This window comes from Desulfobacula sp., assembly GCF_021107415.1.
This window is the reverse complement of the sequence record NZ_JAIOSW010000401.1, coordinates 1-15,582: the sequence shown is the minus strand read 5'-3', so window position 1 is coordinate 15,582 and position 15,582 is coordinate 1. Positions and strand designations below refer to the sequence as shown.

Annotated in this window: 16 protein-coding genes; 15 read left to right on the top strand and 1 reads right to left on the bottom strand. The window is 36.6% G+C overall.

Features of this window, described 5'->3' with window-relative positions; translation table 11 throughout:
- The first annotated feature begins 152 nt into the window (after positions 1 to 152).
- The 4 genes from K8S13_RS20400 to K8S13_RS20385 all read left to right on the top strand — a co-directional run bounded on the left by K8S13_RS20400 (position 153) and on the right by K8S13_RS20385 (position 6,685).
- Entirely contained in the window at positions 153 to 1,166 is a 1,014-nt protein-coding gene (locus K8S13_RS20400) for a TIR domain-containing protein (protein ID WP_291465487.1), read from the top strand.
- 483 nt (positions 1,167 to 1,649) lie between these two features.
- Positions 1,650 to 4,067, top strand: a complete 2,418-nt coding sequence (locus K8S13_RS20395) for an SEC-C metal-binding domain-containing protein (protein ID WP_291465486.1) — start codon at positions 1,650 to 1,652, stop codon at positions 4,065 to 4,067.
- 116 nt (positions 4,068 to 4,183) lie between these two features.
- Positions 4,184 to 5,170: a hypothetical protein gene (locus K8S13_RS20390; RefSeq protein ID WP_291465485.1), complete on the top strand. Its 987-nt coding sequence runs from the start codon at positions 4,184 to 4,186 to the stop codon at positions 5,168 to 5,170.
- A gap of 1,197 nt (positions 5,171 to 6,367) precedes the next feature.
- Complete coding sequence (locus tag K8S13_RS20385) at positions 6,368 to 6,685, top strand: DUF4062 domain-containing protein (protein ID WP_291465484.1); 318 nt, start codon at positions 6,368 to 6,370, stop codon at positions 6,683 to 6,685.
- A gap of 82 nt (positions 6,686 to 6,767) precedes the next feature.
- Here K8S13_RS20385 and K8S13_RS20380 read toward each other — a convergent pair whose 3' ends face one another.
- A complete protein-coding gene (locus K8S13_RS20380) occupies positions 6,768 to 6,944 on the bottom strand; it encodes a hypothetical protein (protein ID WP_291465483.1) in 177 nt (58 codons plus the stop codon).
- Between the two features lie 74 nt (positions 6,945 to 7,018).
- On the opposite strand from K8S13_RS20380, the gene K8S13_RS20375 reads away from it, so the two are divergent.
- The 11 genes from K8S13_RS20375 to K8S13_RS20325 all read left to right on the top strand — a co-directional run bounded on the left by K8S13_RS20375 (position 7,019) and on the right by K8S13_RS20325 (position 15,379).
- On the top strand, positions 7,019 to 7,726 hold the full coding sequence (locus K8S13_RS20375; RefSeq protein WP_291465482.1) for a hypothetical protein: 708 nt from the start codon (positions 7,019 to 7,021) through the stop codon (positions 7,724 to 7,726).
- A gap of 77 nt (positions 7,727 to 7,803) precedes the next feature.
- A complete protein-coding gene (locus K8S13_RS20370; RefSeq protein WP_291465481.1) occupies positions 7,804 to 8,658 on the top strand; it encodes a DUF5677 domain-containing protein in 855 nt (284 codons plus the stop codon).
- Between the two features lie 21 nt (positions 8,659 to 8,679).
- Positions 8,680 to 9,180: a hypothetical protein gene (locus tag K8S13_RS20365; protein WP_291465480.1), complete on the top strand. Its 501-nt coding sequence runs from the start codon at positions 8,680 to 8,682 to the stop codon at positions 9,178 to 9,180.
- Positions 9,181 to 9,201: 21 nt separating this feature from the next.
- Positions 9,202 to 9,828: a hypothetical protein gene (locus K8S13_RS20360; protein ID WP_291465479.1), complete on the top strand. Its 627-nt coding sequence runs from the start codon at positions 9,202 to 9,204 to the stop codon at positions 9,826 to 9,828.
- A gap of 55 nt (positions 9,829 to 9,883) precedes the next feature.
- The gene (locus K8S13_RS20355; protein ID WP_291465478.1) at positions 9,884 to 10,702 is read left to right on the top strand and encodes a DUF429 domain-containing protein; all 819 of its coding nucleotides are present in this window, start codon (positions 9,884 to 9,886) and stop codon (positions 10,700 to 10,702) included.
- A 314-nt stretch (positions 10,703 to 11,016) separates the two neighbouring features.
- Positions 11,017 to 11,298 carry a type II toxin-antitoxin system Phd/YefM family antitoxin gene (locus K8S13_RS20350; RefSeq protein WP_291465477.1) on the top strand — a complete coding sequence of 94 codons (282 nt, stop codon included), beginning with the start codon at positions 11,017 to 11,019 and terminating at the stop codon, positions 11,296 to 11,298.
- A complete protein-coding gene (locus K8S13_RS20345) occupies positions 11,295 to 11,618 on the top strand; it encodes a type II toxin-antitoxin system RelE/ParE family toxin (RefSeq protein ID WP_291465476.1) in 324 nt (107 codons plus the stop codon). The genes K8S13_RS20350 and K8S13_RS20345 overlap by 4 nt, the downstream gene beginning before the upstream one ends.
- Positions 11,619 to 11,923: 305 nt before the next feature.
- The gene (locus K8S13_RS20340; protein ID WP_291465475.1) at positions 11,924 to 12,919 is read left to right on the top strand and encodes a hypothetical protein; all 996 of its coding nucleotides are present in this window, start codon (positions 11,924 to 11,926) and stop codon (positions 12,917 to 12,919) included.
- Positions 12,920 to 13,323: 404 nt separating this feature from the next.
- Positions 13,324 to 14,058, top strand: coding sequence for a hypothetical protein (locus K8S13_RS20335; protein WP_291465474.1), 735 nt, complete (start codon positions 13,324 to 13,326; stop codon positions 14,056 to 14,058).
- A 792-nt stretch (positions 14,059 to 14,850) separates the two neighbouring features.
- Positions 14,851 to 15,102, top strand: coding sequence for a type II toxin-antitoxin system Phd/YefM family antitoxin (locus K8S13_RS20330; protein WP_291465473.1), 252 nt, complete (start codon positions 14,851 to 14,853; stop codon positions 15,100 to 15,102).
- Positions 15,092 to 15,379 carry a type II toxin-antitoxin system RelE/ParE family toxin gene (locus tag K8S13_RS20325; protein WP_291465472.1) on the top strand — a complete coding sequence of 96 codons (288 nt, stop codon included), beginning with the start codon at positions 15,092 to 15,094 and terminating at the stop codon, positions 15,377 to 15,379. Before K8S13_RS20330 ends, K8S13_RS20325 begins: the two co-directional genes overlap by 11 nt.
- The last annotated feature ends 203 nt before the right edge of the window (positions 15,380 to 15,582 follow it).

Sequence of the window (15,582 nt, the reverse complement as noted above, 5' to 3'; positions counted from 1 at the left end):
TAATATTTGTAATGTTATCCAGTTAGATTTTTATATACTTGACATTGATACTCCTGTCAAGTAAGGATATCTGTGAATGATATCAAGGTCTGCTCAACTACTTGTTCACAACACAACAACCATATAGCAAATTTTCAATTGGAGGCCTTTTTATGAAAGTATTTTTAAGCTGGTCAGGCGAGAAAAGTCATAAAGTAGCAGTGGTATTTCGTGATTGGTTTCCTTCTGTAATACAATCTCTCGAACCTTATGTGTCGTCTGAGGATATCGACAAAGGGACGAGATGGAGCACTGACATCGCAAAAGAATTAGAAGATTCAACTTTTGGAATTCTATGCGTAACAAAAGAAAACCTAAATGCACCATGGCTTACATTTGAAGCTGGTGCACTTTCAAAAACTATGGACAAATCATTTGTTAGTCCATTCCTGTTTGACATTAAGAGATCAGAGGTTGATGGGCCAATATTGCAGTTTCAATCAACTATTTTTGATAAAGATGATGTTTATAAACTTACCAAAACTCTTAACAAGGCTTGTGGTGAAGATCAGCTAACAGGCGATCGATTGGAAAAGGCATTTACTGTTTGGTGGCCAACACTTGAAGAAGAGTTAAATAAACTTAAAGATTACCAGGAAACTATCACAGATGAATCCGGCAACACTCACTCAATTGGAAACAATGATATTTTAGAAGAAATACTGGATTTAACAAGATTAAATCAAAAATTGCTTCGTAATCCAGAAAACGCCCTATCAAAACAAATTGCCGCAGTAAATGACCATCTACAAATGTTGATGTCAAGAATGAAGGAAGAACGTTATTTGAACAATAAAAAACGAAAAAGGTTTCACCCACGCATGATTGAGGAGTTGTTTGATGTTTCGTCAAGGTTCAAAAATAAATACATAGCATTTCAAATAGCTATTAGCTTCTTTCGTGAAGATTTCCCATGGTTGTACGAAGCAGGGATGGAAGTTATTGCCACACTAAAAAGCAATAAAACTATTAAGCTAAAAGATGAGGTAGTAAATGATTTTATGGAAATGGTTGAATTTTCATTTGAACATCCAGTTATGAGAGAAATGGTGATGCCTGACAAAGAACAATATATGATGATTAGAGAACTTCCTTATATGCTAAAAAGATCATTAAATAAAATATAAAAATGCTAACAAATCATTCCATTGGATTTCGCAAACAGCCGTGAAATCAGGGTGGAGGGTCAAACTTTGATTATTGTCCTTAAATTTCAACATGCAACATGCACCGGATTTCACCGGTGATGTTGGTGGTTAGTAACAGGAAAAAATGAATATACAAGAATACGAAAAAGCACTCCAAAAGTTAAGTCCAAAGGAACTAAAAAAATTTAATGAAGACTATGGTGTGGAGATTTAACTGCAGAGCAAAGAGTTCGTAGCTTTGTTAATGAATCTCAACATGAAGCTCGGATATGCCAATTATTAAAACTAAGGACCGAATCTCAAAAAATAACAGAAAACCAGTTCAAACGGCAGAAGCTGCAGTTAAGTCAGCCTCCTCTGCAAAAATATCCATGATATGCTCAATAGTTGCTTGTTTCGTCGCAATCATTGCTGTTTGTGTATCAGCTTTTAATTTAATAAATAATTGAAACGAAAATCATTATGGGCAAAAAAAACAGAAAAAAAAGGATTAAACACACAAAAAAGCCGCTGGTTAAATTTGATAAAAAACAAATAAGTGCAGCTGAAAAAAATCAGCATGCAGAATTTCTCAATATTGCTGCTGCTGATTATGAAAAAATCTCAGGAATAATAAATTCTCATATTTCAAACGCATCAAAAATAATAAAAGGAATTTATCCCTTAGAAATTTTGCAATGTGCATTTGGTAAGATTTCTGTGGCAAGTATAGGCAAGCCAAGTGAATCAGATTTTTCATCAGAGGACGTATTATTGATGAAAATGTTAGATTACAGCCATTGCCTGATCGTTTCGGTGCCACCGTCCCATAAAGGATATGAACACCTAACAAAAGAAAAGTGGGAGGAATTAAAAGGGCATGTATTTGCAATTTATTCTCATCTTTTACCGTACTTTATTAGTGCAACAGCAAAACGTAAGGTTTCCGGAGGATATGATGATAAATATGAAGAGTTTTATACAAAAGCCCAGATGTATTGGTGTATGGTTAAAGGAGAACGGCATATAAACCATATGACAACGCTCTTAAGTTCGCTATTGCTTCCCCACAATGACGTCTTTGAAGAATTATTTACCATTTCCGTTAATAATTTTATTATTCAACTGAATAAAATACGTGAGGTTTTGACAGAAGGACTTTTTAAATCAGGCTATAAATGTAAAACCCTTCATGCTGAGTTATTTGAACGGTTGGGACCGATTGAGGAAATCAATATACCTGATGGAATGGAATTAGGCCAATTTTTCGCACTGAAAATGGAGGAATTTGGGCTAACGGATAAATTCAAACAGGAAGCAGGAAGATTCTTTGGATATGATTTATTTGATTTACAGAAAGTATCCACTCTTCCTGAAAAACTATTAGACGAACTGTCATGGTGCCCAGGAGAAAATGATGACTTTTTTGCTGATGGTGAATTTAAAGGATGGCCTCTGAATCTTTTACCAACCTGGAATAGGCCTTTTATAAAAATTGAAGGTAAATATTACTGTTTTGATCTTTATACCCTTTCTGACAAAATATACAGGTCTATGCAAAAAGTAATCGGAAGAATGAAACCGGATTACAAAACATTATGGAACAAAAGACAAAAAGATATATCGGAGCAATTACCGTTTGATTTGTTTTTGGATTTGCTACCGGGAGCAAAATTTTACAAATCAGTATATTATCGGTGGAAGACCGGAAAACAAAAAAAAACAAATTGGTCCGAATGTGACGGGTTAATCATTTATCAGGACCACCTTTTTATTATTGAAATTAAGGCTGGCTCGTTCACTTATACTCCTCCTGCAACTGATTTTCCGGCATACATATCATCTATTAAAAGTTTAATTTTAACCCCTATTGAACAGGGACAGAGATTCAAAGAATATCTTTTATCCAATGATATTGTGTGTCTACATGATGAATCACATCAACCCATTGCAAAGTTATCCCATAAGCAGTTCAGAAATATCACAGTCTGCTGCTTAACAATTGATAATTTCACAGAGCTGGCTGCCCAAGCCCAAAATCTAAAAAATATTGTAGGTGGTATTTCTGGGGAGAACAACTGGGTTCTCTCTCTTGATGATTTGCTTGTATATAAAGATATATTGAACAATCCGCTCCAATTTCTCCACTTTGTTGAGCAGCGAAACACTGCATACAGGTCTTGTTTGATGAATCTTGAAGATGAATTAGATCATTTAGCTTTGTATCTGAAACACAATTGTTACGTTCAGCACGCTGAAGAAATGATCGGTAATCAAGCAAACGTCAGGATTGTTTGGGAAGGTGCGAGAAAAGAAATCGATGAATTTTATTCGAAATCATTAGTTGAAAGCATGGTTCCCCCGCCTAAACAGGAGATGCCCACGCTAATGTGGCAAATCATAGACCGCATGGCTATGAAACGAAGAAGTTATGAAGCTCGTGCAGTTAGCGCCTTGTTGAACATGGATAATATAGGCAGAAAGGAATACCTTGACTCTATTCTAACTATTGCAACAAGAACAAAAGGGCATGGACGTCCGCTACCATTTTCACTAATTGGTAATGTTGATAACACCACCCTATGTCATATTAACGGTATTGATTTTGATCCTGCGTTTAATATTATCGAACACGTGCTTGCGACAACTATTATCGCAGGACAACAAGAAAGGCTCTTGATTGAAATATATCTATCCTCGACTTTAGAGTTAGAAGATGTAAAGGTCTCTCTTTGTAAATTAAGCGACTTAAAACCAAAAGATTATATACGAATACAAAAAGACGCCAAAAATTTAACCCAAAACCGGATTAGGCAAGCACTAAAAGTTGGAAAAATTGGTAGAAATCATATTTGCCCTTGTGGAAGCGGAAAGAAATATAAAGATTGCTGTCTTGCTTAAAGGACTTGGGGTCAAACCTTGATTATGACTTATAATTCTCAACAATCCAAATCAACCGGGCAAGCCGGTTATTTGGGGTGGTTACATTCATGCCCAATAAAAATCAGGTGGTTAAAATGAAGTACAAGTTATATCCTCCATTTCTATATTCTTCAGAAAAAGAGTCATTCTCAGATGTATGGGAATTGTTTACATGTAAATTGCTAAATTTAGAAAATATGACAAGCGAAATTTATGTCAGAAATCCACCTGAACAAGGAATTGATCTTTTTCATTCGGCAGATAAAATTGCTTATCAATGTAAGAGTATCGAATCCGGTAAAAGTGGTGATTTTAACGTGACACATGCTGTGAATTCTATCAAGTCAGCTCTATCCGCGCAAGGTTCATGTCCATGGACTAAATTTGCCTTGTGTACTAACGTTCCAATAACTGGAACATCAGAAAAAACACTTCGCGAAGTTTTACCTGAAATAATTGTACTCCCTGAATCATATTGGCTTGGTTTATGTGAGAAATTTCCTGATAAAGTAGAACGTAATTTTCGGGTTCTATTAGAAATTCCACAAGAACGGTTGCTTGGTTCTATCAGGTCAAGATTTGTCCAACATTATTCGAGTACATTGCAAGAACATCTTAACGGAAACAGTTTTCCAATATTTTTATTTTCGAATAGGCATGACTCTGTGTATAGGCTTTCGGTGTCAAATGAATTTACAATAAATGATCTTCTTGGCATTTTTCGTGGTTTTTTTCATTTGCCAGAATCAAAATCTATTGCCTCAGAAGGCATCAATGTATCTATAGGTCATTCCGTTGTTCATAATGGAAAAAAGATACCGCTTAATAAAACCATTGAAGAGGCTGGAATTAAAGAGAGAGATATCGTTACATACTGGACAACCATTCGCTGGAAGGATGAGCAAAAACAAAGTTTCGATCATGATGTAATTCATTTTCTAACAGCAGACGTGATGCATAAAGCTTCAGCCCCTGCTCATCAAAGATCAAGAACGCAAACAGAGAGAAAAGATTCAGCTATTAAAAAATTTAGCGAAGATATCGGAGCAAAACTCAAAGAATTCGATGAATCTTTATATTGATTATTAAAACATGGTATAACAAGGCTAATTCAGTCGACACAAAAAAATTGCTCGGTGGATTAGCGTCGTTTAGTGGTTAACAGCAAAACAAGAATCTTGTCTCAAGGGGAATTATGATACTTCGCGGTTTCGTCGGGCTTTCCGCACCAGTAGCCTATAAATACGGACTTGGGGATCAGCGACTATTGGGCCCTCAAAGTGCAGGAGGCAATCCAATACTTGAGGGAGGCGTGGCAATCTCTCTCATATATGAGGAGCTTTGGTTTCTTACGCGGGCATTGTGTCCGTTGAACCTCAGAGATTGTAGTTGGGTGTATTTTCTGGACGAAGAGGGCTTACTTCCAGATATATCAGACCTCTCAATCTATGAACTGAATACCTTTCGGCACAATGAGCCCGGATGGCGAGAAATGACTGACAGCAAGATCGCCGTAAGCCGCAACCTGTCATCGTTCTTCCGTTCACAACAGCGTTCCTACAGTCCACGCAATGGAGATACTCTGCCTCTGCAGATCGGCGGACAAACATGGGTAGCTTGTTTTGACATCACGCGCGTCCTTTTCGACAGTTTAGTGATGCGGAGCATCCACCATCCAACCAAGGGGATACCGAAATTTGGGCCAAACGGTTACGCAGTGAGATAAGAAAAGCAGCGGATAGACTCTTTGTGCAAGCTGCCCGTGAATCAGCGTGGCGCCGCGTTGGTACAACGGCTGTTTTCGATACAATTGGCCTTTTCTTACCCGGCCTTACTACAGCAGTCGAAAGTGGGCAACTATTCGTAAACCGGAAGAATCGACATGAACTGCACTGGCAGGCGTTTTTGGTCACTGCCGAAAATAGGATGCAAGAAATAGCAGACTCCAATGAGCAGAAGTGAGGGGTCAGGTCTACGTTTGACCCTTAGTATGAAATAGTCTAACAATCAACATGCACCCAATTTCACCGGTGATGTTTAAAGTTCTTTTCATGAAATTTTAATAAACAACGGATAAAGAATGTATCTTAATAAATATAAAATTCGGTTAAAATAAAAAAAATGGATTTATCTTTTGGCATACACACACCGATATCTCAACGACACAAATATATGCAAAAGTTATGGATAAATTTATAATTAATGAAATCAAAAAACTTGAAATTAGTTAGCTTAGCAGACTACCTTTACAGAAATGATATCCAAGAAGGGATAACAAAATGGAAGATACAAAATACCAAGTGTTTATTAGCTCAACCTATGATGACTTAAAAAAAGCGAGGACAAAAATCATAGAAACCATTCTGAAGCTCTATCATTTACCTGTTGGCATGGAAATGTTTAGTGCTGACGATGATGAACAGTGGGACGTTATAAAAGAAACTATCAATTTTAGTGATTATTATATAGTTATCATAGGACATCGTTATGGCTCAGAAACAGATACTGGTATAAGCTATACTGAAAAGGAATATGATTATGCAAAAAATAAAAAAATTCCTATTTTATCGTATCCCATAAAGATCAAATTTGGGTGAGAAAAAATGTAACATCCATTCAAATGTGCATACCTGAAAATTTAAACTCACGAATTGCAATACAACAAGGCTTATTCATCTATCAAACAAATATTAAGGATACGTTTATTGATAGCTGTAATGGTTCTTCAAGCAAGGTGAGACTGAAAAAGTTTATTATAGATAAATCTATTGTTAATGATTTAAAAACCCAACTTTCAACGACAAATTGTATTTCTTCAGTCTTGTTTCCAGGTATTGATGGGTTTGCACGTTCCATGCGTAATTTTCATAGCTAACAAGTTGCAGCGGACGCAAATGCCGCGTAGCTGAAAAGCGGAGTTGTATATAAAAATGATGAACTGGCAAGATATAATTAAATATTCAAGTGTACAGCTAAGGAAATTAGATGATAAAGGTATGCCCTGTGGTTTTGGGTCAGGCTGTCTTTTTGACTTTAAAGGTCAACGTTTTTTGTTAACAGTATTTCATGTCACCGAAAAATCATCAAAATGGTGTGCTCAAATACAATTTAATGAGAAAGTTCAGCAGGTTGAAGTTCTTTTTTTAAATAAATTTAGTTTTATTGGTGATTTTGCTGAAGACAAAAAAACAATAAAAGACGTTGAGTTTTCTTTTCACCCAGTCCGTCCTGACTCCAAGTTCTATTTCCACAACAGAAACTGGGAAGGCAAAACTATAGAGTTAAGAGAGAGGCCAATTTTAACTGTAGATGATATTGGTGAACCGAGCAGAGACACATACTATGGTTTTTCGGGAGATATACAGCCAACATCAATCCCTCATCTAAATGCTTTTGAAACAACGCTACATATATATCATGGCCTAAAATATGATCGATTTGAAAATGATATGCACTATTTCAAAATGCCTGAAGATCATCCTGGCCATGAATGGTTTAAAGGTTGTAGCGGAGCACCAATTATAGGCGAAGATGGCAAAGTTGTAAGTCTGGTCAGTGGGGGATGCATCAAAAAAAATGAAATCTATGGAAACAATCTTCAGAAATGTATTCGAACTTTAGACTATTTTATAGATTAAGATTACACGGCCAAGTGTTTCACCGGACTCCACAAATTGTGTCGATTCTCTGAACACAGCGGTTCTCAGAATATAATATGAAATCAAAAAACTCAAAAATTTTAACGAAACTAATTCACTTCATAGATAAATCTGGAATTGATCCGTTAGGCAATTCCCCAGCATCTCTTGAAATAGCATCATTCGCCAGAAGAGAATCAATAGAGACTGCTTTTTCTCAAGCATCACAGACTCTTATTGCGGCTACAGATTATTTTGAGGCTCTTGATATTTTAATTCAAAAAGAGAAATATGCTGTAGCCCCATGGGCATGCGCAAGAGGCCTCATTGAGTCTTCAGCACTATGTACTTGGCTGTTTGAGATGGACATCACATCAAAAGAGCGAGTTAGCCGAAGTCTTTCTTTGAGATATAACTCACTTCGAGAACAACAAAAGATGGCAAGATATGACAACGACAATTTGTTGATAGCAAAGATTGATGAACGAATAGATTCCATTGAGAAAATTGCTATTGATTTAGGCTATGAAATATTACGCAATAAAAAAAATCGAAGAATTGGTATTGGCCAAATCAAGCCAAGTATTACCGACCTTGTAGAAAAACAATTTTCGAATGAAATATTATACAGATTACTTTCAGGTATGGCTCATTCCAATTATACAACCTTGACTGCTCTTTCTTTTACTAAAGCAAACTCGACAAAAAAGAGTGGAGCTGTCATCCAGAGATCAGTTCCCACTGATATACAGTTATCCTTATTGTCACAAGCCGGGAAAATATATGCGAAATGTTTGTGGTTAAAAACTATTCAGTTTGGTTTTGATGCTGCTGAAATGGCAATATTATTGGAAGAGTTCTATGATGTATTAGAAATTGAAAATTCGAATCAAGATAGATTTTGGAGGACCATAAAAGGTAGGGGGTTTTAAGAGGTCATCAAGGAGACGAACATGGCTTATGTCAACAAACGAATTGCTATGAATTGTATTGTAGCTGCTTTCAAGCTAAGCGCCTTTCCAAATTCAATAGGAAGAGTTGAATCTCAATCTATAAAAATAATATCACGCATAATGCCAGATAAGGATCCAAAAATAGTTTTTTCCCATCTTTGGCCTTTGCAAAAATTAAGCGTTTTATCGCAAGCTATGGCAGAAATAGAACTATCAACGTCTTCGACAGAGCTTAATGAATGGTATAAATATGAAGATTCCTTTTCGAAAAACTATGAAATAATCCCAGAAGCATTAATTGATTTCGCTTTTAAGGATGCAGTTAAACAACTTTCTAAAACGAACGCTATTTATTCAGTTGATCAACCTCAAATATTATATATTTTTGAACAAATTTGCGATAATGCGGGATGGGATAAAACTGCTGTAATTAATAAACGACATTTTTTTTCAGAAAGATCTGACAAATTGTTTGGAAATAATAAATTCACATTAATTTAAAAAAGAAGGGAAATTACCATAATGGTAATACAACAAAAATATATTAATCGTTTGAGCAAAAAGTTGCCAATTGTTCTTAAATGGGGCAAAAAAAAGATCCATATAGGTGAGATCGAATTTTTAAAAGATGGTTCCCTTGTATTCAAATCAAAATTTCATGGTTCCCTTGATTATGGTGAAACAATAGAGTTCGGTAATGCTAATTTGATAAAAAACCAATTTTTAAATACACCTTCTGATAATGTTAGAGAAATAGGTAAAGGCTTTCATATTTCACTACACCCAGCGAAAGAGAACAAACCAGCTGTTATGCATTTTCGCGAACATTATCCTGGGAAAATTTTATATCGATGTGAATTCGACTGGTTCCCTGTGTTAAAATCATTCAAGTTAATCCATATGTTCACTATGCCTCTTGATATATGCTCAGTCACGGAAAAAAAAGCAACCATAGAAAAGTGCATATCTCCTGGATATAAAGATTCTCTTGAACTAATAGTTGATATTTTCCCCACAGAAACAAAGCAACATCATCCGTATCTTAACAGTATTGAAATCTGGGGGACATGCCCAGAATATCGTGTTCGCATCAGTATTATGCCTTCTAAACAGCGAACCGCAGCGTTGATTTATTGGCAAGAAAGATAGAAAAAAGCCGGGGCCAAACTTTGATTATTGCCCTTATAATTTTAAAACAACGAAAATGCTGACGGATAAACCGCAGATTTTCATGTTCGGCGGAAATGAAAATATGAAAGCATATGTAGGTATTGATGTTGCTTTTGCGAAAAAGAAATATTTGCCAATTTCTGTCTGTTTCCATAAGGATGATAGGCTTTGCCCAATTCTGCTCAAATCTAAATTTGCTATCACCCCTCCTCGCGGATCTGGAAACGCAGCGATTGTCCAGAATATTCAATTAGTAAAAGAATTTGCCCATGACACATTGCGCTACCTCCAAGAAGTAGAAAAATCATTTGGTGTGACAATCAAGAGAATTGCAATCGATGCACCAAGCCACCCTAAAAAAGACGGAGAGAAACGTCGAAAGGCAGAACTTGGTTTAGATAAAAAAGGGATCAATTGCATTACCACCCCTGATACAAATCAGTTCGAGGTAATTAAAAATAAGGCTCTGACACATCTTGAAAATGGTGGGGAACAATCAAGGATTCCTCATGCAAACCAATTGTGGATGTTGGTGGGATTTGAATTATTCCAAACATTATGCCAGAAATGGGAGTGCATAGAAGTTTTTCCACAGGCTATTGTTAAAACTCTTGGGGCTGGAAAAATCCACAAAAGTAAAATTGAGGGTCTTATTAAACAGTTATCCGCAATATCGGATTTTACAGGGTGGCCAGAGGCAATATCAAAATCATGTCTCAACGATATTGGATTTGGAAGTTTTCATGACAAATTGGATGCATACTTATCGGCGTGGGTAGCAAGCCTTAATATGAATGAAAGAAAGCCAATTGGTTCACCACCAAACGATGTAATTTGGGTTCCTTTAATATGAAATCTGCGCCGAACCAGGCGCTTCTCTTGGCGCCGAGAACGTTTGGGGCCTGACGCGGCAAGGCCTGGTGGCGGCGCAAGTGAGCTTGAACGTTGAGAAATAAATAATGGATTATGGCGCTATCACATTAGACACATCAATTTTTTATCAAAAAGGATTGAAATTAGAGTCTGGAATATTGAAGATGCTTGAGCCATTCAATGGCAAACCGTCCCACATAATTCCAACAATTTCAGCAGCCGGTTTCATGGTTTTATCTTGACATAGATCTCAATATGGGCTAAATTAAGGTCAAATTAATTATGGAGAACAACATGAAACTCAGTGAATCTGTTAAACCCATCAGCTATTTTAAAGCACACGCTTCGGAAATCGTCCGACAAATCGTTAATAGCCGACAGCCCATGGTTATCACCCAAAATGGGGAAGCCAAAGCGATTCTTCAGGATCTTGTCCAGTATGAACAGACCCAGGAAAGCCTCGCCATGTTGAAAATGCTAGCCCAAAGCCAAAATAGCCTTAGAAAGGGAGATTACAGGCCTGTTACCGATGTTTTCAGCGACTTGAAAAAAACTCTGGAAAACCAATCTGAATGAAATACAATGTTTATGTCATTTCTGATGCGGAAAAAGATCTTTTTGAAATCTATGATTATATAAAAAAATCAGGATACCCGCAAAACGCAGGAAAAATTTTTTCAGAAATTGAAACAGCTTGCCAAAACCTGTCATTTAGTCCGGAAAAAGGTCACTATCCTCCAGAGCTACAACGAATTGACGTACATGAATATCGCGAAATTCATGTGAAAGTCTACCGCATTATCTACCAGATCATCGAATCAGATGTTTTTATCCATTGTATCCTTGACGGCAGGCGGAATATCCCGGAAATACTTCAGCAACGAAATTTGAGATAAGACGCATCGATGGACAGGGTCAAAAAAGTATCCTTGATGCAAATCCAACAATCAACATGCACCGGATTTCACCGGTGATGTTCGGTGTTAGCACTAAATATCCAGGTTAAAACAATCATTCACTTTATAATAATTTTTTCTGGTTGCATTTTTCAGCCAGGGATGATTATCTCAAATAGGGTGAATAGATATCATAAGTAGCAGTGTAGAAAAAGAAAAAGCCCTGTGAAGAAATAGCTGTTTTGGTAGGAATCCGCGAGGGTTTCTGACACCAGGGTAAACATATCAATTAAAGGAGATTAAATATGGCAACCGAAAAAACTGAAGAAGTTGAAGAGCACATTGAGGAAACTGAACAGAAACCCCTATGGCTGGCGATTGAGGAAAAATTACTTGAACTCAATACAATAAACCTCTCAGGAGACGCCAAAGAGGAAGCGATTCAAAAGATTATAAGGGACCTTGATAATGAAGGGTTTAATTTTTTCAAAAAAAGCGGCAACATAATGCATTTAAGATGGGCAATGGATGACATGCTGAAAGTCGGAAGGCCGCTGATGAAGGATCTTAACGATGCGATTGCAGCACTTTCACTGGAGGATGTTCTCGACGCTTATTCAGCGACCACTAATTTTATCGATAAACTCGGAGAAACTTGGGATGAGATCAGGAAAACCGAAAACAGACCGGATATAATACGGATCATAGAAGGGACAAAACTTGATTTGCTTGTGAAAAAAACAAAAGAAATGTCTGAGAATGAAGGTATCCGGTACCTTATTGTTGAAGAAGTAACAAGGGAAGACATTATCAGCAAATTAGCTATTACAGAAGAAAAACTGGCTGAGGTGGAAGCGGAAATTGCAAAGGAAAAGGCAGAAAGAAAAAGAGTGGCCAGCCTTATAGAGAAAGTTGAGGACAAATCAGATCTGGAAAAGGTTAAACACTTGATTACAAATGAGGTGGCTGAGGAATTGATCATTGAGATGGCGGGCGTTGACAAGAGTGCCATTGAAGAAGCCCAAAAAGCCATGGAAGAAGAACTCAAGGAACAACAAAGAAAGGCAGAAGAAGAAGCCGCCAAAAAAAAGGCAGAGGCTGCAGGACCTGCCCTTGAGGATATTACATCTGAAGATATGCTTGAACATATAGAATCTATTCGCGAGATCCAGGAATTCAGTGATGTAGAAAAAGATATCAGGGCGATGTGTGAGCAAAGCGCCATCCCTCAGAGCCTTGTTGATATTGCTGTTTCTGATCCTGATAAACTGGATGAACTCGAGAAAAAGGCAGAAGGATAATATTGCCTGAGAATTGAAACGGGGAAATTAAGGTTTTCCTTCATCCTATAGATAATCTGGGGGGATGACCGGATGGTTGGGCTTATTTCACCACGGGCTTGGAAACTCAAGCGTGGCGCACAGATAATTCGACGGGGTGTTTGAATACATCATCGAGTTGCACTGAATGAGTCCAGTCAGCTCTATTTCAGTCTTGGTGGCACTCCAGAGTCAATACGTATTCTAACAAAAAAATGCTGACGGTCGAGAGCCGCAGATTTTTATGTGTTCATTTTCTAAATTAAAAAGGGAATTACAAATCTATGATACAGCGGCGACCATAGCACCAAATAGCTTGTATAAAAGAATTGTAAAAACAATAAATTAACGGCAACAATCCGTTTGTGTTTAACGAATAAATTATTATGGAACGTAGTGCTCTTGGCGATGACATTCTAACTTGTCCAAATTGTTTATCAGACTCTGGTCTTGTAATCGGATGGTTTCCTATATCTGAGTCAGACTCAAAGAAATTTACACGAGTAGGTTGTAAAAAATACAAAATTTATTTTTCTGAAAATGAACATTGGCATGCTGTAATTTTTTGGAATAATTTTGCCATTACTGAATTCGCTAAAAAGAAAAAGATTCATAAACACTCTGAACTATATAAATCTCTCTATCTAAAAGCAAAATTAGAGAAAAAGGTTAACGAATTACAACAAAAAATTGATCAATATTTAGAAGAAAAAATTTCTGTAAATTGCAAATTCTCAGTTGGAGACATTTTTAAAGACAAAAGGGATAAAAGTTCAAACTGGATGGTTAAAAAAGTTAATTCATTCTATGGATGCAATACAGGCCCATTCTGGATTATAAAAGCTCAATATGTCAATAAAAATGGAAAATTGACCGATGGCGAGAAAGAATTTTGGGAAAGAGATCAACAGTACTTTATTAAAGGGAAAATTTATTGGAAACCAACACGATGGTCCCAAATCAAACCAAATAAGCAATGTCTTTACAAAGGCTCTGTAGGTAACGTTAACTCAGTAAGTTATTCTAAAAGAGAAGCAATAATACAAGATGGTTCTGAATTTAAAAAGATTTCCACTTTAATGGAAATCAAGGTTTCAGTCATTGAAATAAACGAAATATAATTGCGCCTCAAATCGGCTTAGCGGAATCTCGCCGGTGTGCTTAATTTTTTGTTTTTTTACAAAAGGAAGGATAATGGGAATAATAGCAGATAAAGAGTTTAATCTTCGTGGATGGGGGTCTGACAAACGATTGATTGAAGGCCCTTGCGGACACTGCCACCACGCAGTCGCATTCAAAGAGCCTGAACAGCATGCTTGCCTAAAATTTGAACAGACAATAAAGGGAGATGAAGAAGAGGTAGATGAGGAACGAACTCATTATTTCATAATGGGTATATGCCCTCGTCCTCGTTGCCAGCAGGCCACAATCATTTATAGACAAGAGTGCGGACATTGCTATTTATGATAATCAAGGCAAGAAAGTTACACAGAAAGGAGATAGAAAAAAAGCTCTTAAAAAAGCGTTTGAGCAATTTAAGTTTGAACTTTCTTTAGTACCCCTCAGAATTTTATATAGTGCTATGGTTAATAATATCAGTGATCGTGAAATCACAAACGATCAAAAGAGGCTTGAAGATGCAGTCAAATGGGCAATAAAAAATCCCTTGAAATTAGATCTAATATATGGAGCGTTAAACGCAAGCCAGAAAAAAAGTTATGGTTTGTCTGATCGAAACAAAATGTGATCCTCCCCCAAAAAACTGGAGACCAAGTTAAGCCACTGGTACTTTTTTTAAGAAAATTATTAATTTCTAATCTGTAACTTACAATAATAAAACTTGACGACATTTAATTTAAGACCTAAAATAAGCACATATTTAAGGCCTAAATAAAAAAGCTAAAGGTGACATTATGGAATCTGTATTAGCAGGTTGTTCAGCAAGCATATCAGAATTAAAGAAAAACCCCTCTGCTCTAATTGAGCAGTCTGACGGCGAGCCTATTGCCATTCTAAATCACAATAGGCCCACTGCTTATTTAATTCCTGCTGAAACATACGAAGCGATACTAGAAAAAATTGAGGATTACCAGTTGGGGTTGATAGTGACCGAGCGTCAAAATGAAAAAATATCAGCTGTAGAAATTTCAATAGATGAATTATAAATTAAAGTTTCTACCGACTGCACTCAAAGAATGGAAAAAACTTGACAACACAATTCAAACGAAATTCAAGAAAAAATTAAAAGATCGTCTCAAGTCCCCGCATTTAAGAAGTAGCAAACTTTCCTGTTTTAAAAATCATTACAAGATCAAACTTCGAGCAAGTGGCTACCGCTTGGTTTATGAAGTCATTGATGAAGAGATCTATATTTTGGTGATAGCTATCGGGAAAAGAGAGAAAAATTTAGTGTATAAAAAAGCCCGCAATAGAAAAAATTAAAATTGTCAGATATTTACTTCAGCACAAAGTATATATTCAAACAAAAAACATGCTACGGTTAAACCGCAGATGTTCTTGTTCTCGGCGGCTGCGCCGCCGAGAATGCGGTATATAGAAAGTATATATTACAAGAGTATGCAACTATATGATTTTACAACTATAGTACGCACAGAAAGGTATAAAAATCGGCCTAAATTCTTTCT

Coding starts and splice junctions, on each gene's coding strand:
- K8S13_RS20370 (WP_291465481.1), top strand. CDS start 7,804: ATGAAATCAAAAAACTCAAAAATTTTAACGAAACTAATTCACTTCATA.
- K8S13_RS20380 (WP_291465483.1), bottom strand. CDS start 6,944: ATGGAACGTGCAAACCCATCAATACCTGGAAACAAGACTGAAGAAATA.
- K8S13_RS20335 (WP_291465474.1), top strand. CDS start 13,324: ATGGAACGTAGTGCTCTTGGCGATGACATTCTAACTTGTCCAAATTGT.
- K8S13_RS20365 (WP_291465480.1), top strand. CDS start 8,680: ATGGCTTATGTCAACAAACGAATTGCTATGAATTGTATTGTAGCTGCT.
- K8S13_RS20340 (WP_291465475.1), top strand. CDS start 11,924: ATGGCAACCGAAAAAACTGAAGAAGTTGAAGAGCACATTGAGGAAACT.
- K8S13_RS20325 (WP_291465472.1), top strand. CDS start 15,092: ATGAATTATAAATTAAAGTTTCTACCGACTGCACTCAAAGAATGGAAA.
- K8S13_RS20330 (WP_291465473.1), top strand. CDS start 14,851: ATGGAATCTGTATTAGCAGGTTGTTCAGCAAGCATATCAGAATTAAAG.
- K8S13_RS20385 (WP_291465484.1), top strand. CDS start 6,368: ATGGAAGATACAAAATACCAAGTGTTTATTAGCTCAACCTATGATGAC.
- K8S13_RS20360 (WP_291465479.1), top strand. CDS start 9,202: ATGGTAATACAACAAAAATATATTAATCGTTTGAGCAAAAAGTTGCCA.
- K8S13_RS20345 (WP_291465476.1), top strand. CDS start 11,295: ATGAAATACAATGTTTATGTCATTTCTGATGCGGAAAAAGATCTTTTT.
- K8S13_RS20400 (WP_291465487.1), top strand. CDS start 153: ATGAAAGTATTTTTAAGCTGGTCAGGCGAGAAAAGTCATAAAGTAGCA.
- K8S13_RS20350 (WP_291465477.1), top strand. CDS start 11,017: ATGAAACTCAGTGAATCTGTTAAACCCATCAGCTATTTTAAAGCACAC.
- K8S13_RS20390 (WP_291465485.1), top strand. CDS start 4,184: ATGAAGTACAAGTTATATCCTCCATTTCTATATTCTTCAGAAAAAGAG.
- K8S13_RS20375 (WP_291465482.1), top strand. CDS start 7,019: ATGATGAACTGGCAAGATATAATTAAATATTCAAGTGTACAGCTAAGG.
- K8S13_RS20395 (WP_291465486.1), top strand. CDS start 1,650: ATGGGCAAAAAAAACAGAAAAAAAAGGATTAAACACACAAAAAAGCCG.
- K8S13_RS20355 (WP_291465478.1), top strand. CDS start 9,884: ATGCTGACGGATAAACCGCAGATTTTCATGTTCGGCGGAAATGAAAAT.